At 71.7% G+C, this 25,515-nt stretch carries 22 protein-coding genes and 2 pseudogenes; 14 read left to right on the forward strand and 10 right to left on the reverse strand.

Annotated elements, in window-relative coordinates; all coding sequences use genetic code 11:
• Positions 1 to 132 precede the first annotated feature (132 nt).
• The 3 genes from C3488_RS18065 to C3488_RS18075 all read left to right on the forward strand — a co-directional run bounded on the left by C3488_RS18065 (position 133) and on the right by C3488_RS18075 (position 2,815).
• Positions 133 to 825, forward strand: coding sequence for a TetR/AcrR family transcriptional regulator (locus C3488_RS18065; protein ID WP_103840622.1), 693 nt, complete (start codon positions 133 to 135; stop codon positions 823 to 825).
• Positions 826 to 923: 98 nt separating this feature from the next.
• A complete protein-coding gene (locus C3488_RS18070) occupies positions 924 to 2,153 on the forward strand; it encodes a sensor histidine kinase (RefSeq protein ID WP_181139069.1) in 1,230 nt (409 codons plus the stop codon).
• Positions 2,150 to 2,815: a response regulator transcription factor gene (locus tag C3488_RS18075; protein WP_103840625.1), complete on the forward strand. Its 666-nt coding sequence runs from the start codon at positions 2,150 to 2,152 to the stop codon at positions 2,813 to 2,815. The genes C3488_RS18070 and C3488_RS18075 overlap by 4 nt, the downstream gene beginning before the upstream one ends.
• Here C3488_RS18075 and C3488_RS18080 read toward each other — a convergent pair.
• Together C3488_RS18080 and C3488_RS18085 are read right to left on the reverse strand one after the other, a co-directional pair.
• Positions 2,776 to 3,084, reverse strand: a complete 309-nt coding sequence (locus C3488_RS18080) for a DUF6332 family protein (protein ID WP_103840627.1) — start codon at positions 3,082 to 3,084, stop codon at positions 2,776 to 2,778. The two genes, C3488_RS18075 and C3488_RS18080, sit on opposite strands and share 40 nt — an antisense overlap.
• A gap of 123 nt (positions 3,085 to 3,207) precedes the next feature.
• Positions 3,208 to 4,689: an MFS transporter gene (locus tag C3488_RS18085; RefSeq protein WP_103840629.1), complete on the reverse strand. Its 1,482-nt coding sequence runs from the start codon at positions 4,687 to 4,689 to the stop codon at positions 3,208 to 3,210.
• An 86-nt stretch (positions 4,690 to 4,775) separates the two neighbouring features.
• Between C3488_RS18085 and C3488_RS18090 the strand changes: the two genes are divergently transcribed.
• Positions 4,776 to 5,189 (forward strand): MarR family winged helix-turn-helix transcriptional regulator, encoded by a 414-nt coding sequence (locus C3488_RS18090; protein ID WP_103840631.1) that lies wholly within the window; start codon positions 4,776 to 4,778, stop codon positions 5,187 to 5,189.
• Here C3488_RS18090 and C3488_RS18095 read toward each other — a convergent pair.
• Both C3488_RS18095 and C3488_RS18100 read right to left on the reverse strand, forming a co-directional pair.
• Positions 5,176 to 5,916, reverse strand: a complete 741-nt coding sequence (locus C3488_RS18095) for a maleylpyruvate isomerase family mycothiol-dependent enzyme (protein WP_103840633.1) — start codon at positions 5,914 to 5,916, stop codon at positions 5,176 to 5,178. The genes C3488_RS18090 and C3488_RS18095 overlap by 14 nt on opposite strands.
• 107 nt (positions 5,917 to 6,023) lie before the next feature.
• Positions 6,024 to 7,193, reverse strand: coding sequence for an MFS transporter (locus tag C3488_RS18100; RefSeq protein WP_103840669.1), 1,170 nt, complete (start codon positions 7,191 to 7,193; stop codon positions 6,024 to 6,026).
• A 459-nt stretch (positions 7,194 to 7,652) separates the two neighbouring features.
• Between C3488_RS18100 and C3488_RS18105 the strand changes: the two genes are divergently transcribed.
• Positions 7,653 to 8,768: a GNAT family N-acetyltransferase gene (locus C3488_RS18105; protein ID WP_103840635.1), complete on the forward strand. Its 1,116-nt coding sequence runs from the start codon at positions 7,653 to 7,655 to the stop codon at positions 8,766 to 8,768.
• A 78-nt stretch (positions 8,769 to 8,846) separates the two neighbouring features.
• Here the strand turns inward: C3488_RS18105 and C3488_RS18110 are convergent, their stop codons facing one another.
• The gene (locus C3488_RS18110) at positions 8,847 to 10,292 is read right to left on the reverse strand and encodes a glyceraldehyde-3-phosphate dehydrogenase (protein WP_103840637.1); all 1,446 of its coding nucleotides are present in this window, start codon (positions 10,290 to 10,292) and stop codon (positions 8,847 to 8,849) included.
• A gap of 147 nt (positions 10,293 to 10,439) precedes the next feature.
• On the opposite strand from C3488_RS18110, the gene htpG reads away from it, so the two are divergent.
• Complete coding sequence (gene htpG / locus C3488_RS18115; protein ID WP_103840639.1) at positions 10,440 to 12,347, forward strand: molecular chaperone HtpG; 1,908 nt, start codon at positions 10,440 to 10,442, stop codon at positions 12,345 to 12,347.
• Between the two features lie 413 nt (positions 12,348 to 12,760).
• Here htpG and C3488_RS40570 read toward each other — a convergent pair.
• Together C3488_RS40570 and C3488_RS18125 are read right to left on the reverse strand one after the other, a co-directional pair.
• Positions 12,761 to 13,042: pseudogene (locus tag C3488_RS40570) on the reverse strand (SDR family NAD(P)-dependent oxidoreductase); the annotation flags it as partial.
• Positions 13,039 to 14,076, reverse strand: a complete 1,038-nt coding sequence (locus C3488_RS18125; RefSeq protein ID WP_103840641.1) for a LacI family DNA-binding transcriptional regulator — start codon at positions 14,074 to 14,076, stop codon at positions 13,039 to 13,041. The gene C3488_RS18125 and the pseudogene C3488_RS40570, both read right to left, overlap by 4 nt.
• A 248-nt stretch (positions 14,077 to 14,324) precedes the next feature.
• On the opposite strand from C3488_RS18125, the gene C3488_RS18130 reads away from it, so the two are divergent.
• From C3488_RS18130 to C3488_RS18145, 4 genes are read left to right on the forward strand one after another with little or no spacing between them, the layout of a single operon-like run.
• Positions 14,325 to 14,993: a bifunctional 4-hydroxy-2-oxoglutarate aldolase/2-dehydro-3-deoxy-phosphogluconate aldolase gene (locus C3488_RS18130; RefSeq protein ID WP_258053486.1), complete on the forward strand. Its 669-nt coding sequence runs from the start codon at positions 14,325 to 14,327 to the stop codon at positions 14,991 to 14,993.
• Complete coding sequence (locus C3488_RS18135) at positions 14,990 to 15,949, forward strand: sugar kinase (RefSeq protein ID WP_103840645.1); 960 nt, start codon at positions 14,990 to 14,992, stop codon at positions 15,947 to 15,949. Before C3488_RS18130 ends, C3488_RS18135 begins: the two co-directional genes overlap by 4 nt.
• Positions 15,950 to 15,993: 44 nt before the next feature.
• The gene (locus tag C3488_RS18140) at positions 15,994 to 17,067 is read left to right on the forward strand and encodes a lactonase family protein (RefSeq protein WP_103840647.1); all 1,074 of its coding nucleotides are present in this window, start codon (positions 15,994 to 15,996) and stop codon (positions 17,065 to 17,067) included.
• Between the two features lie 44 nt (positions 17,068 to 17,111).
• Positions 17,112 to 18,638, forward strand: coding sequence for an alpha-N-arabinofuranosidase (locus tag C3488_RS18145; protein ID WP_103840649.1), 1,527 nt, complete (start codon positions 17,112 to 17,114; stop codon positions 18,636 to 18,638).
• A gap of 54 nt (positions 18,639 to 18,692) precedes the next feature.
• Here the strand turns inward: C3488_RS18145 and C3488_RS18150 are convergent, their stop codons facing one another.
• Together C3488_RS18150 and C3488_RS18155 are read right to left on the reverse strand one after the other, a co-directional pair.
• Positions 18,693 to 20,528: a glycoside hydrolase family 15 protein gene (locus tag C3488_RS18150; RefSeq protein WP_103840651.1), complete on the reverse strand. Its 1,836-nt coding sequence runs from the start codon at positions 20,526 to 20,528 to the stop codon at positions 18,693 to 18,695.
• Positions 20,529 to 20,629: 101 nt separating this feature from the next.
• The gene (locus C3488_RS18155; protein ID WP_103840653.1) at positions 20,630 to 21,409 is read right to left on the reverse strand and encodes a DeoR/GlpR family DNA-binding transcription regulator; all 780 of its coding nucleotides are present in this window, start codon (positions 21,407 to 21,409) and stop codon (positions 20,630 to 20,632) included.
• 133 nt (positions 21,410 to 21,542) lie between these two features.
• Between C3488_RS18155 and C3488_RS18160 the strand changes: the two genes are divergently transcribed.
• Both C3488_RS18160 and C3488_RS18165 read left to right on the forward strand, forming a co-directional pair.
• Positions 21,543 to 22,439, forward strand: coding sequence for an SIS domain-containing protein (locus C3488_RS18160; RefSeq protein WP_103840655.1), 897 nt, complete (start codon positions 21,543 to 21,545; stop codon positions 22,437 to 22,439).
• Between the two features lie 12 nt (positions 22,440 to 22,451).
• On the forward strand, positions 22,452 to 23,336 hold the full coding sequence (locus C3488_RS18165) for a ketose-bisphosphate aldolase (RefSeq protein WP_103840657.1): 885 nt from the start codon (positions 22,452 to 22,454) through the stop codon (positions 23,334 to 23,336).
• Positions 23,337 to 23,378: 42 nt separating this feature from the next.
• Here C3488_RS18165 and C3488_RS18170 read toward each other — a convergent pair whose 3' ends face one another.
• The gene (locus tag C3488_RS18170; protein ID WP_181139070.1) at positions 23,379 to 24,521 is read right to left on the reverse strand and encodes a methyltransferase; all 1,143 of its coding nucleotides are present in this window, start codon (positions 24,519 to 24,521) and stop codon (positions 23,379 to 23,381) included.
• Between the two features lie 71 nt (positions 24,522 to 24,592).
• Here C3488_RS18170 and C3488_RS18175 point away from each other — a divergent pair, with 71 nt between their 5' ends.
• Together C3488_RS18175 and C3488_RS18180 are read left to right on the forward strand one after the other, a co-directional pair.
• On the forward strand, positions 24,593 to 25,282 hold the full coding sequence (locus C3488_RS18175; protein ID WP_103840659.1) for an alpha-ketoglutarate-dependent dioxygenase AlkB: 690 nt from the start codon (positions 24,593 to 24,595) through the stop codon (positions 25,280 to 25,282).
• A pseudogene (locus tag C3488_RS18180) lies at positions 25,279 to 25,515 on the forward strand (ROK family protein); the annotation flags it as partial. The gene C3488_RS18175 and the pseudogene C3488_RS18180, both read left to right, overlap by 4 nt.

Raw genomic sequence — 25,515 nt, forward strand, 5'->3', positions numbered from 1 at the left:
CAGCGCTCCTTGGTGAGCACTCAGTCGCGCCTTTCCGTCGCGACCACCACACACCTCGGAGCCCACCGCTCACCTCAGAGTGCACCGCTCTCGTTTGTGTGCGCTGCTCCGGAACCGTGGCACACTGCCCCCATGAACGTCCCCCAAGGAGCCCGCGCCCGCGCCCGCAGGGAGGTAACCGCCGCCATCAAGGACGAGGCGCGCAGACAGCTCGCCGCCGGGGGCGCCGCCGCGCTCTCCCTGCGCGCCGTCGCCCGCGAGCTGGGCATGGTCTCCTCCGCGCTCTACCGCTACTTCCCCAGCCGCGACGACCTGCTCACCGCGCTCATCATCGACGCCTACGACTCCCTCGGTGAGGCCGCCGAGGCCGCCGACGCGGAGGCAGGCGACGCCGCCCCCGCCCAGCGTTGGGTCGCCGTGTGCGAAGCCGTGCGCGCCTGGGCGCTGGCGCAACCGCACGAGTACGCGCTCATCTACGGCTCGCCCGTGCCCGGATACTCCGCACCCCAGGCCACGGTCCCGGCCGCCTCCCGCGTCGGGGTCCTGCTGATCGGCATCGTCCGCGACGCGTACCGGCAGCGCGGTGTGGCCCGCACCCGGATCCCCGCCGAGCTCGAGCCCGAAGCCCGGCGCATGGCCGGCGAGCTGGCGCCCGACCTGCCGCCCGAGGCGGTCGCCGCGCTGGTCGCCGCCTGGGCGCAGTTGTACGGGCTGGTGGGGTTCGAGCTGTTCGGGCAGTTCGACAACGTCGTGGAGGACCGCGCGACGTTCTTCCGGCACGCGGCGGCCCAGCTCGCGCACGGCGTGGGCCTGGTGTTCCCGTAGGGGGCCCGGTGTTCCCATAGGCGTACTCCCCGGGGAGTACCCGTGATCACCTCCCCCGGTCGACGCTGTTCCCCTCAGGCGCGTCTAGCGTGAACGGCATGGAGGAGCAGCACGCAGACGCCCCGTGGCGGTGGCACGGACCGCGGTGGTGGAGGCATGGACCCGGCGGCTCCGGCCTGCCCTGGCGCTCCACCCTGTTGTGCACCGCCTTCGTGCTCGTCGGCACGCACTTCTCCGCCCGCAACCAGCACGGCCACCGCGCGTCCCTCGACGTCCTCGCCTACGTGCTGGTCGTCGTCGCCTCCGGGGCACTGCTGTGGCGGCAGCGGCATCCCGTGCCGGTCGTCTTCGTGACGGCCGTGGCGGCCACGGTGTACCTGGGCGCCGGATACCCGTACGGCCCGGTCTTCCTCACCGTCGCCGTCGGCTGCTTCAGCGCCCTCGCCGCGGGGTGCCGCACCGCGGCGTGGACGGCTGTCGGGATGTTCTGGGCCGGACACGTCCTGGTCGCGCACTGGCTGTACCGATGGCTGCCGCCGCCGGGGGACTCCGCGGCCTCCTGGGGGCAGGAACTGCTCATCTCCGCCTGGCTGGTGGCGATCGTGGCGATGGCGGAACTCGTGCGCATCCGGCGCGAGCAGTGGGCGCGCGAGCGGGCCGAACGGGCGCAGGCCGCGCGGCGGCGCGCCGACGAGGAGCGGCTGCGCATCGCCCGTGAGCTCCACGACGTCCTCGCCCACAGCATTTCGGTGATCAACGTCCAGGCCGGCGTCGGCCTGGCACTGCTGGACTCCGATCCGGAGCAGGCGCGTACGGCGCTCACCACCATCAAGGCCGCCAGCAAGGAGGCGCTCGGGGAGGTGCGTCAGGTGCTCGACAGTCTGCGCACGCCGGGGGACGCGCCGCGCGCGCCGGCGCCGGGTCTGGACCGGCTGCCGGAACTCGTCGAGCAGGCCGCGGACGCCGGGCTGACGGTGACGGTCGACGGCGAGGCGCCGCAGCTTGCGCCGGGCACCGATCTCGCCGCGTTCCGCATCGTGCAGGAGGCGCTCACCAACGTCGTACGCCACTCGGGGTCACGGCACGCGCGCGTGCGCATCGACAGCGCTCAGGGCACGCTGCGGCTTCGCGTCGACGACGACGGGCCCGCGACCGGCGCCGAGGCGGGCGGGAGCGGGAACGGCCTGGCCGGGATGCGGGAGCGGGCGGCCGCGCTCGGTGGCACGATCGAGGCGGGCCCGCGCACGGACGGCGGTTTCCGGGTGCTTGCCGTACTGCCGCTGAGGACGTCGACCGAGGGGGCACTCGCGCACAGGGAGGACCGTTGATCCGGGTACTGCTCGCCGATGACCAGTCTTTGGTCAGGGCAGGGTTCAAGGCGCTGCTCGACGCCCAGCCCGACATCGAGGTGGCGGGGGAGGCCGCCGACGGCGAGGAGGCGTTGCGCGCGGTGCGCGAGGCGCGGCCCGACGTCGTGCTGATGGACATCCGCATGCCGCTGCTCGACGGGCTCGCCGCGACCCGCCGGATCACTCGGGACCCGGACCTGGACGGCGTGAAGGTGGTCATGCTGACCACTTTCGAACTCGACGAGTACGTCTTCGAGGCGATCCGCTCCGGTGCCTCCGGCTTCCTCGTCAAGGACACCGAGCCGGAGGAACTCCTGCGTGCCGTACGGGCGGTGGTCGCGGGCGACGCCCTGCTCTCTCCGAGCGTGACCCGGCGGCTGATCTCCGAGTTCGCGGCCCGCTCCAAGGAGCCCGCGGCCACCGCGTCGCTCACCGAACTCACCGAGCGGGAACGGGAGGTGATGGCCCTGGTCGGTATCGGCCTGTCCAACGAGGAGATCGCCCGCCGGCTCGTCGTCAGCCCGCTCACCGCGAAGACCCACGTCAGCCGCACCATGGTCAAGCTGGGCGCGCGGGACAGGGCCCAACTGGTCGTACTGGCCTACGAGTCGGGGCTGGTGCGACCGGGGTGGCTGGGCTGAGCACCCACGCCGCGCCCGAAGCGGACCAGCACGCTGACGACGCGCACGACGAACAGCACGGAGGCCACCGCGGCACCCGAGACGACGAGCGGGTGCCGCGTGCCGCCCGACAGCCCGAAGACGAAGGCCGGCCCCGCCACCGCCCCGAACACCAGGGCCGCCGCGAACGCCGCACTGCACAGGGCGTATCCGATCTCGACGGTGATCGCGTCGCGCTGCGCCTGTGACCGCCGCCCGCTCCCCGACGCACGCCCCCCGTGGTTCTCCATGTCCCGAGTCAAACAGGCGTACGCCCGGCGGGGCAAGGAACCCCGCCGGGCGTACGTGGGGAGGCGCCCCCCTGAGGCCTCTCGTCCGGATCACGCCGGCTCGCCTGATCCGGACGAGAGACCCTAGTCGCGGACCGCCACCGGTTCCGCGTGCGCCTCCTCCTGGAGGGACTTCGCGACCACCAGGGACCGCTGTGTCCGGCGCGTGCGCAGGCCCGTGAGAGTGATCAGGAGACCTGCCAGGGCGATGCCCGTGACCACGATCAGGCCGGGCCGGTAGCTGTCGAGGACCGCCTGCGCGGAGGGATGCGCGGGGGCGTTGGCGGTCACCACCGCGGTCACGACGGCGAGGAAGATCGCGCCGCCCACCTGGACCGAGGTGTTGAGCAGGCCGGACACCATGCCCTGCTCGTGGTCGTCGACGCCGTTGGTGGCCTGGATGTTGAGCGAGGGGAAGACCAGGGCGCAGGCCGCGCCGATGAGCAGCATGCTCGGCAGGATGGCCGCCGCGTACACCGGGTGCAGGTTCACGCTCAGGAACAGGGCGTATCCGACGACCATGAGGGCGAAGCCCACCGCGATCAGCCGCTGGGTGCCGAAGCGGTCCACGATCGCGCCGACCTTCGTCGAGGACACCGCAACCAGCGCGCCCGCCGGCAGGAACGCGAGTGCCGTGTGCAGTGCCGACCAGCCGAGCAGCGACTGCATGTACAGGGTGACAAGGAACTGGAAGCCGACGTACGAGCCGAAGAAGGCCATCGCGCCGAGCTGGGCGCGGACCTGGTTGCCGGAGCGCAGTACGCCGAGCCGGATCAGCGGTCCCGCCGATCGTCGCTCGACCAGGACGAAGACGGTCAGGAGCGCGGCGACGGCGAGGAAGGACAGCAGCGTGCGGGCGGAGGCCCAGCCGACGTGCGGCGCCTCGACGACGGTGAAGACGAGCAGCAGCATCGACGCGGTGCCGACGACGGCGCCGGGGATGTCGTAGCCGTTGTGGTCCTTCTCGCGTGCGCTGCGCGGCAGCAGCTTCAGGCCCGCGAGCAGGGCGAGCAGCGCGATGGGCGCGGGCAGCAGCATGGTGAAGCGCCAACTGGCCTCGGTGAGCAGGCCGGACAGCACCAGGCCCATGGAGAACCCGGTGGCGGCGCAGGTGGTGTAGATCGACAGGGCTCGGTTGCGCAGCGGGCCCTCGGGGAAGGTCGTGGTGATGATCGACAGGCCCGCCGGTGCGGTGAACGCGGCGCTCAGGCCCTTGATGAACCGGCTGGCGATCAGCAGCGGACCGGAGTCGACGAGCCCGCCGAGCAGTGAGGCGAGCGCGAAGACGCCCAGCGCCACCAGGAAGACCTGGCGCCGGCCGAGCAGGTCGGCGGTGCGTCCGCCGAGGAGCAGCAGCCCGCCGTAGCCGAGGATGTAGCCGCTGACGATCCACTGGAGCGTCGACGTCGTCAGGTGGAGGTCGGTCCCGATGGACGGCAGGGCGACGCCGACCATGGACACGTCCAGCGCGTCGAGGAACATGGCGGCGCAGAGCACCAGCAGGGTGCCCCACAGCCGGGGGGTCCAGCGTCCTTCGAACGCGGGTGTGGTGAGCGGAGAGGTCATACCCAAGAGACTTTCATGCGTCTGCATTGAATGCAAGCGCATTTAATTCAGGTGCAGCAAACTTCGTTCTCTGCTACGGTGCGGCCATGGCTGCCAAGGACGAGGCGGACACTCCCGACCGGGCGCTGGTGGAACGGTGGCGCGACATCCTGGCGCTGCACGCCCGCACCCAGTGCGAGCTCGACCGCGCCCTGCACCAGCACGGCCTGTGCGCCAGCGACTTCGAAGTGCTGGACGTGCTGTCGGGCGGGCCGGGGCCGGGGGCGGACGGATCCTGCGGCTACCGCGTCCAGGAGATCTCCGAGCGGGTCCACCTCAGCCAGAGCGCGCTGTCACGGTTGATCGCCCGCCTGGAGAGGGACGGTCTGGTCGAGCGCGCCCTGTGCTCCGAGGACCGGCGGGGTGTGCGGGTGACGCTCACCGACAAGGGCCGTGCCCTGCACGGCGAGGTGCGTCCGGTGCAGCGCGCGGTACTGACGAGGATGCTCAGTCCCAGGTGACGGCGGACCTCTCGCGCCACAGCGTGGCGAGGGAGGCATCACCGGTCACCTCGGGGAACGGCAGCCGGTTCCACAGCGACAGATACAAGTGCGTCGCCCGTCCGGCCACTTCGCAGTCGGCGTCGCCGCTCCCGCCCCGCTCGGTCACGGGAGGCTCGCCCGACAGCCGTACGGTCCACACCGCGCCGTCGACGTCCGTCGCACGCATCCGCAGCACCCGCGGCTCCTGGCTGCGGACCCTGCTCTTGGGGCGGGCGTGGAAGCCGCGCAGCAGCTCGTCGATGCCGTCCACCGCGAACTCCGGGGCGATCGCGGTGGGCGTACCGCCGCGCGCCGACTCGGCGTCGATCCGGTGCACGGTGGTCTCGTGCGCCTGCCGCCGGGCCCAGAAGGCCAGCGGCGAGGGCGCGGGCAGGAAGTGCCAGCACCGGACGTCGGGCGCGGCGGTGGAGAGGGTGTCCACGAGATAGCGGTGCCCCTCCCGGAACCAGGCCGTCAGCTCCGTCCCGTCGAGGTCCGGCAGCCCGCCGTCAGGGTGGTACGAGGTGTGCCCCTCGGCGACGAAGGCCGCCGCCCAGCGGTGCACCATGCCGGTGTGCCGCAGCAGATCCCGTACCTGCCAGCCCGGGCACGTCGGCACCTTCGCCTTGGTACCCGCCTCCTCGGCCGCCTCGGACAGCAGCCGGCCCTCCCGCTCCAGGGCTCGCACGAACTCGGCAGTCTCCATGCGACGAGTGTGCCGGATCAAGCGCGCTCCAGGGCAAGAGCGAGCCCGGTGGCAAGGACTCCCTGGGCCGCGGCGGCCGGTGCGGGGTCCTCCACGGCCTCTTCCGGTCACAGGCGGCCGGCGGTCGCGCGGCGTGCCCCGTATGCGATCGCGGAGGCGATGGCCGCGAGGACCGCCACGCTGGTGAGCGCGGTGGGCAGCGAGAACCAGTCGGCCATGAACCCGATGGCGGGCGGGCCGAGGAGCATGCCGCCGTAACCGAGTGTCGAGGCCACCGCGACTCCGCCGGGGCCCGCCAGCGCACCGGCGCGCTCCACGGCGACCGGAAAGAGGTTGGCGAGGCCGAGCCCGGTGACGGCGAAGCCGAGCAGCGCCGCCCACACCGACGGCGCGAGCGAGCCGAGCAGCATGCCGGCCGATGCGGTGGCGCCGCCGGCCACCACGGTACGGACGCGCCCGAGCCGTTCCAGGAGCGTGGTGCCGCTGATCCGGCCCACCGTCATGGCGAGCGCGAAGCAGGAGTAACCGGCCGCAGCGACCCCGGGGTGGGCGCCAAGGTCCTGTTCCAGGTGCAGCGCGCCCCAGTCCGCCAGCGCCCCCTCACCGTAGGCGGTGCACAGCGCGATCAGACCGAACACGGTGACCAGGCCCCGGCTGCGCGTGCCGAGCCGGTGCGGCGCGGCATCCTCGGGCCGCGCCGTGTCCGGTGGTTGCGGAGGCCGCTGACGCAGCAGCGTGGGCCCGGCGACCGCGGTCACGAACAGGCCCGTCACGGTCAGCCCGAGCAGGTGCCGGGTGGGCGACAGTGATCCCGCGACCAGCCCGCCGAGCCCGGCGCCCACCATGCCGCCCAGGCTGAACGCGGCATGGAAGCTGGGCATGACCGGCCGTCGCAGCGCGGCCACCAGGTCGACGGCGGCGCTGTTGAACGCGACGTTGATGCCTCCGTACGCCATCCCGAAGACCAGCAGGACGGCGCCGAGCGCCGGTGCGGAGTGGGTGAGCGGGGGCAGGGCGACGCTCAGCGACAGCAGGACCGCACAGACGACGGTCACCGGGTGGCTGCCGAACCGGCGGCAGAGCCGGCCGGTGAGCGTCATCGTGATCACCGCGCCCGCGGACACTCCGAGAAGCGCGAGCCCCAGGGCGCTCGCCGACGCGCCCGTCTGCTCCTTGATGTCGGGGATGCGGACGACCCAACCGGCGAAGACGAAACCGTCGAGGGCGAAGAAGGCGGTGAGGGCGACACGGAGCCGGGACAGGTCGCCACCTGGCACGCCTTTGTGCAGGATGGATTTGTTTATGAGCGGCACAAAATGAGGCTAGGAGAGTACTCCTGGGCGGGCAAGGCGATGGTGGGTGCCGACCGGGCCGGGCGTCGCGGGGGCCGGTACGGGGAGTCCGGGACGCGGGCGGCCCTGAGCCGGTCGAACAGAACGTCTCGCGCGCGAACTTTCGTTGCGGCAGGCACTCTTGACAGCGTGCGCACTGTTTCGCGACGTTTGATCCTTGCCGAACGTGTCCCGTCCCGGTCCTCGACCATGGGGCGAGCGCGTACACGGCGTGGGCCGACAGGGGCCCGAAGCAGTGACAGGACGCGGACAGCGTCACAGGGGGGAGCGGTCGTCCGATGCGATCCACATGCAGATCCACGAGTAGTCGTCACCACGCCTTGCCGGGCTGTGCCGTCGCCGGCACGTTCCTCGCGGAGCCTGCGGAAGGGCGGTTGATGTGAGGTGGACATCACCATTCACCGGCCGCACGAGCTGAGCGAAGCGCTCCGCGGGGCCTGGCACCAGGCCATGGACGCGTCGCCCGAATACGCCAATCCCTTCCTGGCACCCGAGTTCGCGACCGGGATCGGCCGGTACCGCGGCGGATCGCGGGTGGCGGTGCTGCGCGAGAACGGGGAGCCCGTCGGATTCCTCCCGTACGAGCGCAACGCCCTGGGCGTGGGCCGGGCCATCGGTCTGGGCCTGTCCGACTGCCAGGCCCTCGTGCACCGACCCGGAATCTCCTGGGACACTCGGGACCTGTTGCAGGCCTGCGGGTTGTCCATCTTCGAGTTCGACCATCTCGTCGAGGAGCAGAAACCCTTCGGCCGACACGTCACGGGGACGTTCGCCTCACCGGTGATCGATGTGAAACCCGGCGACGGCGACTACCCGCACTGGCTGCGCGACACGTATCCGGGGCTGGCCAAGACGGTCCTCAAGAAGGAGCGCCGCGTGGGGCGCGACGTCGGCGAGGTGCGGTTCGTGTTCGACGAGCGCGATCCGCGGGCGCTGCGCACGCTGATGCAGTGGAAGTCCGCCCAGTACCGCAGGACCGGACGGATGGACCGGTTCTCGCGGCCGTGGATCGTCGACCTGGTGGGCCACCTCTCCCGAGTCCGCGAGGAGCACTTCACCGGCGTTCTGTCCGTGCTGTACGCCGGTGACCGGCCGATGGCCGCCCACTTCGGGCCGAGGTCCAGCACCGTGCTCGCGGCCTGGTTCACCGCCTACGACCCCGAACTCCGCTACTACTCGCCCGGGTTGATGATGCACCTCCGGCTGACCGAGGCGGCGGCCCGGAACGGTGTGACGCTCGTGGACCTGGGGCGGGGCGACAAGGAGTACAAGGACTGGCTCAAGACCCGGGAGTTGCGGGTGGGCGAGGGGTTCGCCACCCGCCCCCACCCGGTGGCCGCGGCGTACCGGCTGTGGCGCAGGCCGGTGCGCGGCCTGCGCAACACGGTCCTGGCCCACCCCGAGTTGCGGAAACCGGCCGACCGGCTGCTGAAGACGGTCGGCACCCTGCGCACCTCGGGCGGGGCGGAGTCCGGCAGAGGGCGGACCCCGGCACGTTGAGGGACGTCCCGCTCCCGGCACCGCGTGTCCGCCGTGCCGGGAGTCCGCCGGATCCGGCCGAGGCCGACCCGCGTCCGCTCAGACCGCGGGCGCCGGGTAGGTCGGGTACTCCACGCCGGAGACGTGCTGGACGACCCGGATGACCTGGCAGGAGTAGCCGAACTCGTTGTCGTACCACAGGTAGAGGATCGCGTTGTCGCCATCGACCTTGGTGGCTCCGGCGTCGACGATCGAGGCGTGGCGCGAGCCGATGAAGTCGCTCGAGACGGCGTCGGGGGCGCTGATGAAGTCGATCTGGCGCTTGAGCGGCGAGGTCAGCGACACGTCACGGAGGTGGGTGAGGACCTCGTCGCGGGTGGTCTCGCGGGCGAGTTGCAGGTTGAGGATCGCGATGGAGACGTCCGGCACCGGGACGCGGATCGAACTGCCGGTGATCCTCGCCTTGAGGTCGGGCAGAGCCTTGGCGACGGCGGAGGCGGCACCCGTCTCGGTGATGACCATGTTGAGCGGCGCCGAGCGGCCGCGGCGGTCGGACTTGTGGTAGTTGTCCAGCAGGTTCTGGTCGTTGGTGAACGAATGGACCGTCTCCACGTGCCCGCGCAGCACGCCGAACTCGTCGTCCATCGCCTTCAGCGGCGGCACGATCGCGTTGGTGGTGCAGGACGCACAGGACAGGATCCGCTCGTCCGGCTTGATCATGTCGTGGTTCACGCCGTGGACGATGTTGGGGACGTCGCCCTTGCCCGGGGCGGTCAGGACGACCTTGTCGATACCGGGGCGCAGGTGCTTCGACAGGCCCTCGCGGTCACGCCACTTGCCGGTGTTGTCGATGAGGATGGCGTCCTTGATGCCGTACGCCGTGTAGTCGACCTCGCTCGGGTCGTCGGCGTGGATCACCTTGATCTCGTTGCCGTTGGCGACGATCGTGCCGTTCGCCTCGTCGACGGTGATCGTGCCGTGGAACTGGCCGTGGATGGAGTCACGGCGCAGCAACGAGGCGCGCTTGACGAGGTCCTGGTCACCACCGCCGCGTATGACGACGGCGCGCAGTCGCAGCCCGTTGCCGGAGCCGGCCTTCTCGATGAGCAGTCGGGCGAGCAGGCGCCCGATGCGGCCGAAGCCGTAGAGGACGACGTCACGCGGCTCACGGCGCTCGATCTTGTTCGCCCCCGTGGCACCGGCGACGGCCTCGGCGGTGAACTCCTCCACCGGCAGACCCCGGTCGTCGGCCCTGTACGTGGCGGCGAGCATGCCGATGTCGATCTGGGAGGGGCCGAGATCGAGGGCGGTGAGCGCCTGCAGGAACGGCAGTGTCTCGGTGACCGAGAGCTCCTCCCCGGCGATCTGACGGGCGAACCGGTGGGTCTTGAGGATGCTGACCACCGACTTGTTCACCAGGGAGCGACTGTGGAGGAGGACCGTGACGTCCCGCTCCCGGTGCAGTCTCCCGATGATCGGGATCATCGACTCCGCGATCTCCTCGCGGTGCTTCCAGCTGGTGAACGAGTCGTCGTTGACAGTCACAGTTTTATCTTTCGAGCTAGGCGGCGCTCATATGCTAACCCCTGCCGTTCGATTATCGGCGACGGGTCGGCCTCCCGTCCTCACATGGTGTTCTACAGTGACTACCAACCGTTCCGGCGACCCAGACCCGTGAGGTAATCGCGAACCATGCCGACCGAAACGTTTGAGTTCCAAGTAGAGGCCCGTCAGCTGCTGCAGCTGATGATCCACTCGGTCTACTCGAACAAGGATGTCTTCCTGCGCGAGCTCGTCTCCAACGCCTCCGACGCGCTGGACAAGCTGCGCCTCGCCGCGCTGCGGGACGACACGCTCGACGCCGATGTGTCCGACCTGCACATCGAGATCGAGATCGACAAGGACGCCCGCACCCTCACCGTGCGGGACAACGGCATCGGCATGTCGTACGACGAGGTCGGGCAGCTCATCGGCACGATCGCCAACTCCGGCACGGCCACGTTCCTGAAGGAGCTCAAGGAGGCCGAGGACGGGGCCGGAGCCGAGGGTCTCATCGGGCAGTTCGGGGTCGGCTTCTACTCCGGCTTCATGGTGGCGGACGAGGTGACCCTGGTGACCCGCCGCGCCGGCGAGAGCCAGGGCACCCGCTGGACGTCCCGCGGCGAGGGCACGTACACGCTGGAGAAGGTCGACGACGCGCCGCAGGGCACCGCGGTCATCCTGCACCTCAAGCCGGCGGACCCGGACGACCAGCTCCACGACTACGCCTCCGAATGGAAGATCAGGGAGATCGTCAAGCGGTACTCCGACTTCATCACCTGGCCGATCCGGCTGGTGCCCCAGGCGGGCACGGCGGAGGGTGACGACGGCGCGCCCGAACCCGAGACGCTCAACTCGATGAAGGCCCTGTGGGCGCGCTCGCGCGATGAGGTGTCCGATGACGAGTACCACGAGCTGTACAAGCACATCGGCCACGACTGGCGCGATCCACTGGAGACGATCCGGCTGCAGGCGGAGGGCACCTTCGAGTACCAGGCCCTGCTGTTCCTCCCGTCGCACGCCCCGCACGACCTGTTCACGCAGGGCTTCGAGCGAGGGGTGCAGCTCTATGTGAAGCGCGTCCTCATCATGGACGACTGTGAGGCGCTGCTGCCGCCGTACCTCCGCTTCGTCAAGGGCGTCGTCGACGCGGCGGACCTCTCGCTCAACGTGTCCCGCGAGATCCTGCAGCAGGACCGTCACATCCGGATGATGCAGCGTCGCCTGACCAAGAAGGTCCTGTCCACGGTCAAGGACATGATGACCAGCGCGCCGGACCGGTACGCCACCTTCTGGCGGGAGTTCGGTGCCGTCCTGAAGGAGGGACTGGTCACCGACCCCGACAACCGCGACGCCATCCTCGCCGTCTCCTCGTACGCCACCACGCACGGCGACGACGAGCCGACCACGCTGAAGAGCTACGTGGAGCGGATGCGGGACGGGCAGGAGGACATCTACTACATCACGGGTGAGTCCCGGCAGAGCATCGAGAACTCCCCGCACATGGAGGCGTTCCGGGACCGCGGCATCGAGGTGCTCCTGCTCACGGACCCCGTCGACGAGGTGTGGGTCGACGCCGTGGGCGAGTACGAGGGCAAGGCGCTGCGTTCCGTCACCAAGGGTGAGATCGACCTCGGCGCGCGCGGGGACGAGAAGGGCGACGAGGAGCGGGAGAAGCAGGCCGAGGAGTACGCCGGTCTGCTCGGCTGGATGAAGGAACAGCTGGACGAGGACATCAAGGAGGTGCGTCTGTCGTCGCGCCTCACCGTGTCGGCGGCCTGCATCGTCTCGGACGCGCAGGACCTGACCCCGGCCCTGGAGAACATGTACAGGGCGATGGGGCAGGAGGTGCCGCGCACCAAGCGGATCCTGGAACTCAACCCCGACCACTCGCTCGTGAAGAGCCTGAACCAGGCGTACAAGGAACGCGAGGACCGCACCGTGCTCGCCGAGACCACCGAACTGCTGCACGGCCTTGCGGTGCTCGCCGAGGGCGGCCAGCCCAAGGAACCCGCGCGTTTCGCCAAGCTGGTGGCGGACCGCCTGGAGCGCACGCTGTAGCTCCGTCCGCCGGAGCGACGGGAGTTCGAGGCGCCCGGCCGTGCGGGTCGCCCCGACCACCGGGCGGCTTTCTGCGACGTGCTGCCGCCGAAGACCGCGGCCACCTCGGGGAAGGAGTCGATACAGCCGTCGAGCAGTCCGCGGTCGGCTCGTCGGCGGCGTGACGCGCCGACGAGCCCGCGTGCGAACGCTCCTACCAGGAGGCCAGCGACCCGTCCGCGTTGCGCCACACCAGGTTGCGCCAGCGGTGCCCGCGCTCGGCGGCGGCACGGACCGCATCCCTCGTCGATGGCGATGCCCAGGCCGGGCGCGGTCAGGCGCTCGATGTAGCCGTCGCGGAAGGTGAAGGGTTCGGCGTCGTGCCAGGACGTGTCGTCCAGTTCGTGGGCGGCTCCGGGCAGGTTCCGGCCGGCGTTGAGATGCAGCACGTCGAGCTGCCGGGTGCGCGCGGTGATCTCGGCGACGGCGGCGGCCCACTCGTCGGGCGAGGTGACGTCGAGTCGGCGGCTGCGCGCCTGGCCCCCCTCGGCGCGGACCTCCTCGGCCACTTGGTGAGCGGCCCTGTCGTCGGCATCGGTGACGACGACGGACGCCCCCTCCGCGGCCAAGCGGTGGGCGGTGGCCTCGCCGATGCCGGAGCCGGCCGCGGTGAGCAGGGCGGTCCGCCCCGCGAAGCGGGCGGGGGCGGCGGTCATGGAGCGTCTCCGGGGCGGGCGGTCGAACCGCGCAGCACCAGGCGCGGCTCGGTGGGTACGACCACGTCTCCTGGCGGCGTGCCCCGGATGGCGGCGACGAGGGCGTCGACGGCGGCGGTACCCAGCTCGTACAGGGGCATGGCCACGGTGGTCAGCGGCGGATGGAGGTGCCCGGCGACGGGCAGGTCGTCGTTGCCGACCACCGAGATGTCCTCGGGGATCCGAAGCCCCAGGCTCCGGATCGCGCCCATCGCGCCGATGGCCTGGGCGAGCGAGCTGGTGTAGAGCGCGGTGACCCGGCGGTGGGTGCCGCCGTCGGCGGGACGGAGCAGTTCCAGTGCCGCGGACACGCCACCGTCCTCGGTGAAGTCTCCGGAGGCCACGGGAGCGGCGACCGAGAGCTCCTCTGCGTGGCGCTGGAACGCCTGCTTGCGGGTGTCGCTGGGGGTGATGCCGGGTGGACCGGCGATGTGGCCGATCGTGCGGTGGCCGAGGTCGTACAGGTGGTCCAACGCGGTGACGCTGGAGCGGGCCACGTCCATGGTGACGTTCCGGCCGGAGCCCTCGACCGACCGGTTGAGGAAGACGTGCGGGACCGGACTGCGGCCGAGCGCGTCGAGCAGGGGGTGACCGGGACGGGCCGAGGCGATCAGCAGTCCGTCCACGCGGCCCTCCTGGACCAGGTCGTTGAAGGACTCGTCCGCCTCCTGCCCGTCGAAGTCCTCGGCCAGCAGGGAGAGATAGCCGAGCTCACGGGCCCGCTGGTAGGCGCCGCGGGCGATGGTGACGTACGTCGGGTTGGCGAGGGCGGGGACCAGCAGCGCGAGGGCGTGGGTGCTGGCACCCGCCAGCGCCCGCGCCCCGGAGTGGGGACGGTAGCCGAGCGCTTCCGCGGCCTCGTGGACGCGCCGCCGCGTCTCCGGCCGGACGGACAGGTCCTGGCGGCCGTTGAGCACCTTGGACACGGTCGCCTTGGAGACCCCGGCCGCCTGTGCGACGTCCACCAGCCTGGCCCGGGCGGTCTGCTGCGCCAACTGGGCACCCCTCTCGCTGGATTGGAAGGTCTTGACACGTTCCGGCGACGGAACTTAACGTCCGCGGGAGTGGCGGTCAACCGGTTTCCTCAGACGGAAATAGGCGATATATCTGGGCGAAGCCTGACAAGAGTTCTGCCGTGTGGCCCGGCACATCGGCCGACCGGGCATGACACCGAACCTTCTGCCAAAGGACTTCGCATGACCGACATGCAAGGAATCGGCAAGTCGCCCGGGGCGGTGGGGTGATGGAGCGTCCCTCCGTCACCCCGCAGCTCGGCCGGACCCGGGTCATGGCCGTCCTCCGGTCGGCCGACGCCTCCGGGCTGCCCGCCGTGGCACGGGCGCTCGCGGACGGCGGCATCGCCTGCCTCGAGGTCGCCCTGACCACCGTCGGTGCCCTCGACGCCCTGGCCTGCATCCGGGACGACCTCGGACCCACGGTGGCGGTCGGTGCCGGTACCGTGCTGACCACCGGCCAGGCCCGTGACGCGCTGGCGGCCGGGGCCGAGTTCCTCGTCTCCCCGGTCGTGGACGCCGATCTGATCCGCAGTACCGCGAAGAGCGGCGTTCCCTGCTACCCGGGTGCCTGGACACCGACCGAGGTGGCCGCCGCGTGGCAGGCGGGCGCCGCCGCGGTCAAGCTGTTCCCGGCCTGCACGGGCGGTCCCGCCCATCTGCGCCAGCTGCGCGCCCCGCTGCCCGAGATCCCGCTGATGGCCGTCGGCGGCGTCGACATCGCCCAGGCGCTCGACTACATCGACGCGGGAGCCTGCGCCGTGGGCATCGGCTCGCCGCTGCTGCGCGGAGTGGACCGGGACCCGAGCCCCGAAGCCCTGGGAGCGCTCACCGAGCGGGCCCGCACCCTGCTCGCCACGGTCGGGGCGGACGTCGTGGCCGAGGAGGTCGGCCGATGAACAGCCCGCCTGGCACGCCGTACCTGGTGACGGTCGGGGAGACCCTGGCGGCCCTGTCCGCGTCGCAGCCGGGCCCGCTCTCCCTGGGCGCCGATCTGCGCCTCGGGCTCGCCGGAGCGGAGTCGAACGTCGCCGTGGGGGTCAGCCGGCTCGGCGGCCGCGCCGTCTGGATCGGCCGCGTCAGCGAGGACGCGCTCGGCGACCTCGTCCTGCGCGAGCTGCGTGCGGAAGGGGTCACCGCCCTCGCGGTACGCGACCCCGCCCCCACGTCGCTCATGCTGAAGGAACGGCGCACCGCCGGCCACCACCGCACGCGCTACTACCGCACCCACACGGCCGGTGCCGGACTGTCCCCGCAGGACATCCCCGAAGACGTCGTCGCCGGAGCGGCCGTCCTGCACCTCACCGGGATCACCCCCGCGCTGGGCGACGGACCCGCGAAGGCCGTCACCCGGGCCGTGGACATCGCCGCCGACGCGGGGGTGACCATCTCACTCGACATCAACTTCCGCTCCCTGCTGTGGAACGAGGAGGAGGCCAGGAGCGCGCTGCTGCCGCTGCTGCGCCGCTGCGACCTGGTCTTCGCGGGAGTGCACGAGGCCCGGCTCGCGGTCCCCGGCACCGACGACCCGGTGGAGCTCGCCCGGGGCATCCGCGACCTCGGCCCGTCCGGCGCCGTCATCAAACTGGGCGCCGAGGGTGCGTTCGCCCTCCTCGACGGGCAGTCGCACCGGCAGCCCGCGATACCCGTGCGCGTGCACGACTCCGTGGGCGCGGGCGACGCCTTCGCCGCCGGCTACCTCGCCGAACTGCTCGCGGATGAACCGCCCGAGCGGCGGCTGAGAACGGCTGCCCTGCTCGGCGCCTTCGCGGTCAGCACCGCGGGCGACTGGGAGGGCCTGCCCCACCGCTGCGAACTGGCCCTGCTCGACCACCACGACGACAACGTCCGCTGAACAGCCCGCCACCGCTCCTTCCAAGGAAAGTCCCGGGAAACCCCATGCCCACACCTGCCTCGTCCGGCCCCCTCCTCGTCCTCACCGGCTCCTACACACCCGACACCGGGGGCGAGGGCGCCGGACTCGCCGCCGTCCGCTTCGATCCTGCGAGCGGCCATGTGGCCCCCGAGAGCGGACTGCCCCCGCTACCCGTCAGCGGCGCCTCCTTCCTGGCGGCGCACCCGACCCTGGACGTCGTCTACAGCACGAACGAGACCGACCCCGGAACTGTCACCGCGGTCACCCGGCAGCCCGACGGCGCCCTGACGCCCCTGGGCACCCCGGTCGCCGGCGGCGGGACGAACCCGTGCCATCTGACCGTCCACCCCGACGGCCGCTGGCTGCTGACCGCCAACTACGGCAGCGACACCGCACCCGGCACCGTGGCCGTGCACCGGCTCGACGACGAGGGGCGGGTGAGCGAGCCGACCGACGTCGTCGTGCACGAGGGCTCCGGCCCGGTCACCGGACGCCAGGAGGGCAGCCACGCCCACCAGGTCGTGGTCGATCCGGCGGGCCGCTTCGTGTTGGCCACCGACCTGGGCGCGGACGCGGTGTTCGCCTATGTGCTGGACACCCGCGCCGGAACGCTCACACAGACGGCGGTGAGCCGGCTGCGCGCGGGATCCGGCCCCCGCCATCTCGCGTTCGCCCCCGGCGGCGAGCTGGTGTTCAGCGCCGACGAGCTCTCCTCCACCGTCACCTGCCACCGCTACGACGCCGGGACGGGCATCCTGACAGCGGGTTCCGCCGTGCCCGCCACCACGGCCGAGGACGTCGACAACTATCCCGGCGGGATCGTCGCCTCGCCGTGCGGGCGCTTCGTGTGGGTGACCAACCGCGGAGCGGACACGGTGGCCTCGTTCCGGATCGACGGCACCGGCCTGACGCCGATCGGCGAGGTCCCCAGCGGCGGCACCTGGCCCCGCGGCCTCACGCTGACGGCCGGTCACCTCCTCGTCGCCAACCAGCACAGCGGCACCCTCGCCGCACTTCGGGTCCGGGACGACGGCACCCTCGAACAGCCAGCCCCGGCGGCCTCGCTGCCGTCGGTGGTCTGCACGCTTCCCCTCTGAAAACCGCATCGACATCCCGCCCACATATGAACCGAGAGGCAGACATGCCCGCCCCCGCCACCACCCCGGCACGCTTCACCCTCGACTCGGCCTTCGGGATCGGAACCGTCCACCCCCGTCTGTACGGGTCGTTCGTGGAACACCTGGGCCGCTGCGTCTACAGCGGTCTGTACGAACCGGGGCACCCCGCCGCCGACGCCGCCGGCCTGCGGCAGGACGTGCTCGCACTGGTCCGGGAGCTGGGTGTCACCACCGTGCGCTACCCGGGTGGCAACTTCGTCTCCGGCTACCGCTGGGAGGACACCGTCGGACCGCGCGGGGAGCGGCCGGTGCGCCTCGACCTCGCCTGGAAGACCACCGAGACCAACGAGTTCGGCCTCGGCGAGTTCATGGACTTCTGCCGCAAGACCGGCACGGAGCCCATGATGGCCGTCAACCTCGGCACCCGCGGCGTGGAGGACGCCGTACGGCTGCTGGAGTACTGCAACCACCCGGGCGGCACCGAGCTGTCCGACCGCCGCGCCGCCCACGGGAGCAAGGAACCGTACGGCATCAAGATGTGGTGCCTGGGCAACGAGATGGACGGCCCCTGGCAGATCGGCCACAAGACGGCCGAGGAGTACGGGCGGCTCGCCGCCGAGACCGCCCGCGCCATGAGGATGATCGAGCCGGACCTGGAACTGGTGGCGTGCGGCAGCTCGGGCTCCGGGATGTCCACCTTCGCCGCCTGGGAGGCGACCGTCCTCGAGGCCGCGTACGACCTGGTCGACCACATCTCACTGCATGCCTACTACGAGGAGACCGACGGCGACCGGGACTCCTTCCTCGCCTCCGCGGTCGACATGGAGCACTTCATCGAGTCGGTCGTGGCCACCTGTGACCACGTCCGCGCCCGGCTGAAGGCGACCAAGCGCATCAACCTCTCCTTCGACGAGTGGAACGTCTGGTACCAGAGCCGGCCCAACCCGCACACCGTGGAGGACTGGCAGCAGGCGCCTCGTCTGCTGGAGGACGTCTACACCGTCACCGACGCCGTGGTCTTCGGCTCGCTGCTGATCGCCCTGTTGCGGCACGCCGACCGGGTCACCGCCGCCTCGCTCGCCCAGCTCGTCAACGTCATCGCACCGATCATGACCGAGCCGGGCGGGCCCGCCTGGCGGCAGACCACCTTCTTCCCCTTCGCCCAGGCGTCACGGTACGGACGCGGCCGCGTGCTGCGCGTCGAGGTCGACAGCCCCACCTGCGCGACGGCCCGGTTCGGGGATGTTCCCCTGCTGCACGCCACCGCCGTGACCGACGACGGGACCGGCGCCGTCACCGTGTTCGCCGTCAACCGGAGCCAGAGCGAGGCGCTGCCGCTCGAGGTCGACCTGCGCGGCGTCGACGCGCACACCGTGGAGGAGCACCTGGTCCTGTCCGACACGGACCCCGACGCCCGCAACACGCAGGACGACCCCGAGCGGGTGACCCCGCACCCGGCCACCGGCACCCTCGTCGAGGACGGGGTCCTGCGTGGTGAACTCGAGCCCCTGTCCTGGAACATGATCCGTCTGACGCGCAGGCGGAGCTGAAGGAGCGGCACACCGCGATCCTCCCCACCGCCCCGTCCGCCGTCCTGCTCCGCCTCAACCCAGCGCCCGGTCCAGATTGAACGCCGCGCTGATCAGAGCGAAGTGCGTGAACGCCTGCGGGAAGTTGCCCTGTTGCTCGCCGGTGTGGCTGATCTCCTCGGCGTACAGGCCCAGATGGTTGGCGTAGGTGAGCATCTTCTCGAACGCCAGACGTGCCTCGTCCAGCCGTCCGGCGCGGACAAGTGCCTCGACGTACCAGAAGGAGCAGATGGAGAACGTGCCCTCGTCGCCCCGCAGGCCGTCCGGACTGGCCTGCGGGTCGTAGCGGTAGACCAGGGAGTCGGAGACCAGGTCCTGGGTGAGTGCGTCCAGTGTGGACAGCCACTTGGGGTCGGTGGGCGCGATGAACTTGGCCAGGGGCATCATCAGCACGGACGCGTCCAGCACGTCGCCGTCCTCGTGCTGGACGAAGGCCTGGCGTTTGACGGACCAGCCGCGCTGCATGATCCGCCGGTAGATGGTGTCGCGGCACTGCAGCCAGCGCACCATGTCGGCGGGCAGGCCGCGGCGCCGGGCCATCCGGATGGCCCGTTCGATCGCCACCCAGCACATCAGCCGCGAGTACAGGAACTTCTTGCGGCCGCCCCGGGTCTCCCAGATGCCCTCGTCCGGCTGGTCCCAGTGGTCGCAGACCCAGTCCACCAGCGCGCAGACCTGGTCCCACTGGTCGCTGGAGATGGGCTGCGCCCACTTGTCGTAGAGATAGATGGAGTCGATCAGGGCGCCGTAGATGTCGAGCTGGAGCTGGTCGGCGGCCGCGTTGCCGACCCGGACCGGCGCGGAGCCCCGATGCCCTTCGAGGTGGTCGAGTTCGTACTCGGGCAGGTCGGTGCGGCCGTCGATGCCGTACATGATCTGCAGGGGGCCGGACGGTCCGCCGTCACCCGGTGTGATGTGCCGGTTCACGAACTTCATGAACGCCTCGGCCTCGTCGGCGAACCCGAGCCGCAGCATGGCGTAGACGCAGAAGGCCGCGTCCCGCACCCACACATAGCGGTAGTCCCAGTTGCGTTCGCCGCCGAGCCGTTCGGGCAGGCTGGTCGTCGGCGCGGCCAGGATCGCGCCGGTCGGGGCATAGGTGAGCAGCTTCAGGGTCAGGGCGGAGCGGTGCACCATCTCCCGCCAGCGTCCGCGGTAGCGGGACTGGTGCAGCCAGCGCCGCCAGTACTCCACCGTGGCGGCGAACTGTTTCTCGGCCTCGACGCGTGCGCACATGCGCGGCGCCAGATGTTCACCGACCTGGTCCAGCGCGAACACCGTCGACTCGCCCTCCGCGAGTTTGAAGTCCGCCCACACGTCCCGGTCGTCGCCTTCCAGCGGGACGGTGGCGGTCAGGCCCAGTGACAGGTCGGCGGACTCGAAGACCGCCACGTCACCGAGCAGCCGCAGGGTGTGCGGCTGCCTGCCGTAGTCGAACCGTGGAGCCACCCGTACCCGGAAGGGCAAAGAGCCCCGCACGCACAGGACCCTCCGGATCAGCCGGTGGCGTTCGGTCTCGACCGTTCCCGCTCCGACGGGCATGAAGTCCTGCACCTCGCCGACGCCGTCCTCGGTGAAGAACCGGGTGATCAGGACGTTGGTGTCGGGGAAGTAGAACTGCTTCGTGCGGCCCGGCACGGTCGCGGCGAGCTCGAAGCACCCGCCCCGCTCGGCGTCCAGGATCGCGCCGAAGACGCTGGGGCAGTCGAAGGAGGGACAGCAGTACCAGTCGATGGTGCCGTTGCTGCCGACCAGCGCGACGGTGCGCATGTCACCGATCAGACCGTGGTCGGCGATCGGCAGGTACCGGGAGCGCCCGGGCCCGTACTGCTCGCTCGGCGTTTCGGCCATCGCAGCCTCCCTGACCACCGGGTACGCGCACCGCAGGTCCCAGGGTAGGCGCAAGCCGAGGGGGCGGCACGGGGAGCGGATCCGCCCCGGGCGGCCGGTCGTCAGACCGTGATCACCCGGACGCCCGCCTCCTCGAACCGCCGCACCGTGTCCGCTCCGGCCGCCGTGTCCGTGACCAGGGTGTCCACCGCCTGCACCGCGCAGATCTGGGCGAACGCGCGCTGCCCCAGCTTGCTGGAGTCCGCCGCCACGACCACGCGCGCGGCACGCCGGCACAGCACACGGTTGATCGCGGCCTCCGCCTCGTCGTGCGCCGCCGCGCCCTGCGTGACGTCCAGGGCCACGACGCCGAGTACGGCCACGTCCAGGGTGAGCTGGCCGAGCACGCAGTCGGCGAGCGGACCGATCAGCTCGTACGACTGCGGTCGTGCGACCCCGCCGGTGACCACGATCTTGAACTGGGGGCGCACGGCCAGCTCGTTGGCGATGTTCAGCGCGTTGGTGACGATCGTCAGCGCGGGGGAGCCCGACGCCAGGTCGCCGCGCACCGCGAGCGCCCGCGCCACCTCGGTGGTGGTGGTGCCGCCGGTGAGACCCACCGCCTCGCCGGGCGTGATCAGAGCGGCCACCGCCTGGGCGATGCGCTGTTTCTCCGAGGCCCGGCGGGCGGTCTTGTAGCGCAGCGGCAGTTCGTAGGAGACCCCGTGCACCACCGCGCCGCCCCGGGTGCGTACCAGCATCTGCTGCTCCGCGAGCTGGTCGAAGTCACGGCGGATCGTCGCGGCCGACACCTCCAGCTCGGCCGCCGCCTCCTCGACCTCCAGCCGGCCTCGCTCGACCAGCAGCTCCAGCAGCGCCTTCCACCGGGCGTCGCGGGACATCCGCACTCTCCGTTCCCTTGACCTTGCGGGTGACCCTAGCGCACCACACTTCCGCCGCAATGCTTGATCCTGCTCGAAAGTCAGCTCTATCTTGCAAGAACAAGCATCGGTGGAAGTGCTGGGAGGGTGCGGCATGACGTACGTCGAACGAGAGCTGACCAGCCAGCCCGAGTGCTGGACGCGCGCCGCCGAGAGCGCCGAGGGCCACAAGGACGCGCTTCCGGCGGTGGGGGAGCGGGTGGCGATCGTGGGGTGCGGGACCTCGTTCTTCATGGCGCAGTCCGCCGCCGCGCTGCGCGAGCGGTCCGGGCAGGGCGAGACGGACGCCTTCGCCGCCTCCGAGTTCCCCCACGGCCGGTCCTACGACCGGGTCGTCGCCCTCACCCGGTCGGGGACCACCACGGAGGTCCTCGACCTCCTCGGCCGGCTCCGCGGTCAGGTGCGGACCACCGCGATCACCGCCGACGCGCGCACGCCCGTCACGGAGTGCGCCGACGAGGTGGTCGAACTCGGCTTCGCCGACGAACGGTCCGTCGTGCAGACGCGGTTCGCCACCACCGCCCTCACCCTGCTCCGCGCCCACCTCGGCCTGCACTCGGACGCCGTGGTCGACGACGCCCGCACCGCCCTGAGATCCCCGCTGCCCGAAGGGCTTCTCCAGCGCGCACAGTTCACCTTCCTCGGGCGCGGCTGGACCGTCGGGCTCGCCCACGAGGCCGCGCTGAAGCTGCGCGAGGCCGCGCAGGCGTGGACGGAGGCATACCCCGCGATGGAGTACCGGCACGGCCCCATCAGCATCACCACCCACACCACCGCGACCTGGATGCTCGGCGAGGCACCGGACCGACTGGCCGCACAGGTCAGGGAGACGGGCGGACTGTGGGTGTCCGGCGGTCTCGACCCGCTCGCCGAACTCCTCCGCGTCCAACGGCTCGCCGTCGCCCTCGCCGCCGCGCGCCGACTCGATCCCGACCGGCCGCGCCATCTGACCCGCTCGGTGGTCCTCGCACCCGATTCCCGCGCCAGGTGAGAAGGAGGAGCCGTGCCCCTCGCCCCCACCGGTGAGCTGATCGCCGCCGCTGCCACGGCCGGCGGTGCCGTCGCCGCGTTCAACGTCATCACCCTCGAACACATCGAGGCCGTGATCGCGGGCGCCGAGGCCGCGGACGCCCCCGTCGTGCTCCAGGTCAGTGAGAACGCCGTCAAGTACCGCTACGGGCGGCTTCTCCCGCTCGCCCGCGCCGCCGCCGCGGCCGCCGCGCGAGCCGCCGTGCCGGTCGCCCTCCACCTCGACCACGTCCGCACCGACGACCTGCTCCGCCAGGCACCCGGCGCCGGGTTCGGCTCCGTGATGTACGACGCGGCCCGGCTGCCGTACCAGGAGAACCTCGCCGCGACCCGCGCCGCAGCCGACTGGGCGCATGACCAAGGGCTGTGGGTCGAGGCGGAGTTGGGGCAGGTGGGCGGCAAGAACGGTGAACCGCCGCCCGACCCGCACACACCCGGCGCCCGCACCGACCCGGGCCAGGCCGCCGACTTCGTGGCGGACACCCGTGTCGACGCGCTGGCCGTCGCCGTCGGCAGCACGCACGCGATGACCACACGCACGGCCGCACTCGACCACGGCCTGATCGAACGGCTCAGTGCCGCCCTCGACGTACCGCTCGTGCTGCACGGCTCGTCAGGACTGCCGGACCACGAACTGACCGCGGCCGTCGCGGGCGGCATCACGAAGGTCAACATCGGCACCGCCCTGAACGTCGCGATGACCGACGCGATCCGGGAGTTCCTCGCCGGCCGTCCCGAGGCGGTCGACTCGCGCGGCTACCTCGGCGTGGGACGCGAGGCGATGGCCCGGACCGTGACCCGTCTCGTGACCGTGCTGCGGGACGGCGGCACGCCCGCACCGCAGCCCCCGCCCCCGTAGGCCCGACTCCGCGCGCCCCAGGCGGGGCGGTCGCGCGTCGGTCTACTTCTTGACCGCCTTGAGCACGACGAACTTCGGGTCGCTCGCGACCAGTTCGCTGTTGCCGAAGAGGCGGCGCAGCTTCACGTGGTAGCCCAGATGGCGGTTCCCGATCACCCACAGCTCGCCACCCGGCCGCAGGGCGCGCCGCGCGCCGGTGAACATGCGCCAGGCGGTGGCGTCCGTCGTCGCCTGATGGGAGTGGAACGGCGGGTTGTTGAGCACCAGGTCGACGCTCGCGGCGGGCACCCCGGACAGACCGTCACCGACCCGGAACTCCGCCCGCCCCCGGGCGTTGTCCCGGTAGGTCGCCTCCGCCGAGGCCACCGCCTGGTACGACTCGTCGGTGAACAGCACCTCGGCCTCGGGGTCGGCCAGCGCGGCCGCCAGTCCCACGATGCCGTTGCCGCAGCCGAGGTCCACGATCCGCTCGGCGCCCCGCCCACGCGGAAGGTGCTGGAGGAAGAAGCGGGTGCCGATGTCGAGGCGGTCGGCGCAGAAGACGCCCGCGTGGTTGGTGACGGTCCGGCCGGACAACGCCCCGATGCCGTCGGGGAGTCGGTAGCGGTACGGCCACGGGTTGGCGCCCCGGTCGAGGTCCGGGTCGGGGGTGCAGAAGATCAGCCGGGCCTTCTGCTCGGCGAGCGAGGTGCGGGTGGGCCCGAGGACGCGCTCGAACAGCTGCAGCGTCGAGGTGTGGATCTCCTTGACCATGCCGGTGCCGATCACCACCGTGCCCTCGTGCACACCGGGCGCCAGCCGGTGCAGCTGGTCCTCCAGCAGCGCCAGGCTCTTCGGGACACGGATCAGCAGCACGTCGATGCGGGACGGCGGGTCGTCCCGGGTGCTGAGGAGCCGGACGGCGCCCCCGTCGACGTCGTTGCGCGCGAGGTTGGCGCGGGTCGCCTCGTGCGCCAGGAACGAGTCGGTGATCTGTGTCGGGCGGTGTCCCGCGAGCGCCGTGGTGAGCGCACCCCACCGGTCGCCGACCACCACGACGGCACCGTCGAGCGGGGTGCCGCCCGTCGCGAGGTGCCGCAGCAGATACGCGTCGGAGGCGTCCCAGGCGCGCAGCCGGTCGCGGGGGTCGTGCGGGAAGCGGGCCAGCGCGTACTCGCCCCACGGCGTGGTCAAACGGTCGTTCATCGTGTGTCCAGGCTAGCGGAGCCGCAGGTGGGGCCCCGTCCCCGATGGGCCGGATACGTGATGATGGGGCCATGGACGCCGAGCTGTTCCCGCGGAACCGCGCACAGGTCGCCCCCGGCGCTGTCCATGTGCCCGACTGGCTGGACGCGGACCGTCAGCTGCGGCTCCTGGACGCCTGCCGGGAGTGGGCGCGCCCGCCGGCCGGGCTGCGGACCGTGCGCACGCCCGGCGGGGGCACGATGACCTCACGGCAGGTCTGCCTCGGCTGGCACTGGTATCCCTACGGGTACGCCCGCACGGTCGTCGACGGCGACGGCGCCCCGGTGAAGCCGTTCCCGGACTGGCTCGCCGCCCTGGGCCGCGAGGCGGTCGAGGCCGCGCTGGGTCCGCGGGCGGTGCCGTCGGAGCCGTACGACATCGCCCTGGTCAACTTCTACGACGCGGACGCCCGCATGGGCATGCATCGCGACAGCGACGAGAGCTCCGACGCGCCCGTGGTGTCGCTGAGTCTCGGCGACTCCTGCGTCTTCCGTTTCGGCAACACCGAGACCAGGGGGCGCCCTTACACGGACGTGGAGCTGCGCAGCGGGGACCTGTTCGTCTTCGGTGGCCCGGCGCGGCTCGCCCACCACGGGGTGCCGAAGGTGCGGCCGGGGACCGCGCCGCCGGCGTTGGGGCTGACGGGCCGGTTGAACATCACCCTCAGGGTCAGCGGCTTCGGTCGGGACCCCCAGCGGATCATGGGAGACTCGCCCTCATGAGCGGTAAGGCGGGCCCCCGGGCGGTAGGGGAAGGAAACACACGGACACGGCTGGACCGGGGGCGCGGCGCGCTCGGACCCGCGCTGGAGCTGGTGCACACCGGCCGCGCGCCGACCCGCGCCGTGCTCACCGCCGAGCTGGGCGTCACCCGGGCGACCGCCGGAGCGGTGGCCGCCGAACTCGAGGCCCTCGGCCTGATCCGCGTCGACGCCCACCCGGGGGCCGCCGCCGGG

The organism is Streptomyces sp. Ru72, from assembly GCF_002920635.1.
Taxonomy (GTDB): domain Bacteria; phylum Actinomycetota; class Actinomycetes; order Streptomycetales; family Streptomycetaceae; genus Streptomyces.

Excerpts from the sequence above, each read along its gene's own strand:
- C3488_RS18065 (WP_103840622.1), top strand. The coding sequence starts at position 133 with ATGAACGTCCCCCAAGGAGCCCGCGCCCGCGCCCGCAGGGAGGTAACC.
- C3488_RS18070 (WP_181139069.1), top strand. The coding sequence starts at position 924 with ATGGAGGAGCAGCACGCAGACGCCCCGTGGCGGTGGCACGGACCGCGG.
- C3488_RS18080 (WP_103840627.1), bottom strand. The coding sequence starts at position 3,084 with ATGGAGAACCACGGGGGGCGTGCGTCGGGGAGCGGGCGGCGGTCACAG.
- C3488_RS18085 (WP_103840629.1), bottom strand. The coding sequence starts at position 4,689 with ATGACCTCTCCGCTCACCACACCCGCGTTCGAAGGACGCTGGACCCCC.
- C3488_RS18090 (WP_103840631.1), top strand. The coding sequence starts at position 4,776 with ATGGCTGCCAAGGACGAGGCGGACACTCCCGACCGGGCGCTGGTGGAA.
- C3488_RS18095 (WP_103840633.1), bottom strand. The coding sequence starts at position 5,916 with ATGGAGACTGCCGAGTTCGTGCGAGCCCTGGAGCGGGAGGGCCGGCTG.
- htpG (WP_103840639.1), top strand. The coding sequence starts at position 10,440 with ATGCCGACCGAAACGTTTGAGTTCCAAGTAGAGGCCCGTCAGCTGCTG.
- C3488_RS18130 (WP_258053486.1), top strand. The coding sequence starts at position 14,325 with ATGGAGCGTCCCTCCGTCACCCCGCAGCTCGGCCGGACCCGGGTCATG.
- C3488_RS18135 (WP_103840645.1), top strand. The coding sequence starts at position 14,990 with ATGAACAGCCCGCCTGGCACGCCGTACCTGGTGACGGTCGGGGAGACC.
- C3488_RS18140 (WP_103840647.1), top strand. The coding sequence starts at position 15,994 with ATGCCCACACCTGCCTCGTCCGGCCCCCTCCTCGTCCTCACCGGCTCC.
- C3488_RS18145 (WP_103840649.1), top strand. The coding sequence starts at position 17,112 with ATGCCCGCCCCCGCCACCACCCCGGCACGCTTCACCCTCGACTCGGCC.
- C3488_RS18150 (WP_103840651.1), bottom strand. The coding sequence starts at position 20,528 with ATGGCCGAAACGCCGAGCGAGCAGTACGGGCCCGGGCGCTCCCGGTAC.
- C3488_RS18155 (WP_103840653.1), bottom strand. The coding sequence starts at position 21,409 with ATGTCCCGCGACGCCCGGTGGAAGGCGCTGCTGGAGCTGCTGGTCGAG.
- C3488_RS18160 (WP_103840655.1), top strand. The coding sequence starts at position 21,543 with ATGACGTACGTCGAACGAGAGCTGACCAGCCAGCCCGAGTGCTGGACG.
- C3488_RS18170 (WP_181139070.1), bottom strand. The coding sequence starts at position 24,521 with ATGAACGACCGTTTGACCACGCCGTGGGGCGAGTACGCGCTGGCCCGC.
- C3488_RS18175 (WP_103840659.1), top strand. The coding sequence starts at position 24,593 with ATGGACGCCGAGCTGTTCCCGCGGAACCGCGCACAGGTCGCCCCCGGC.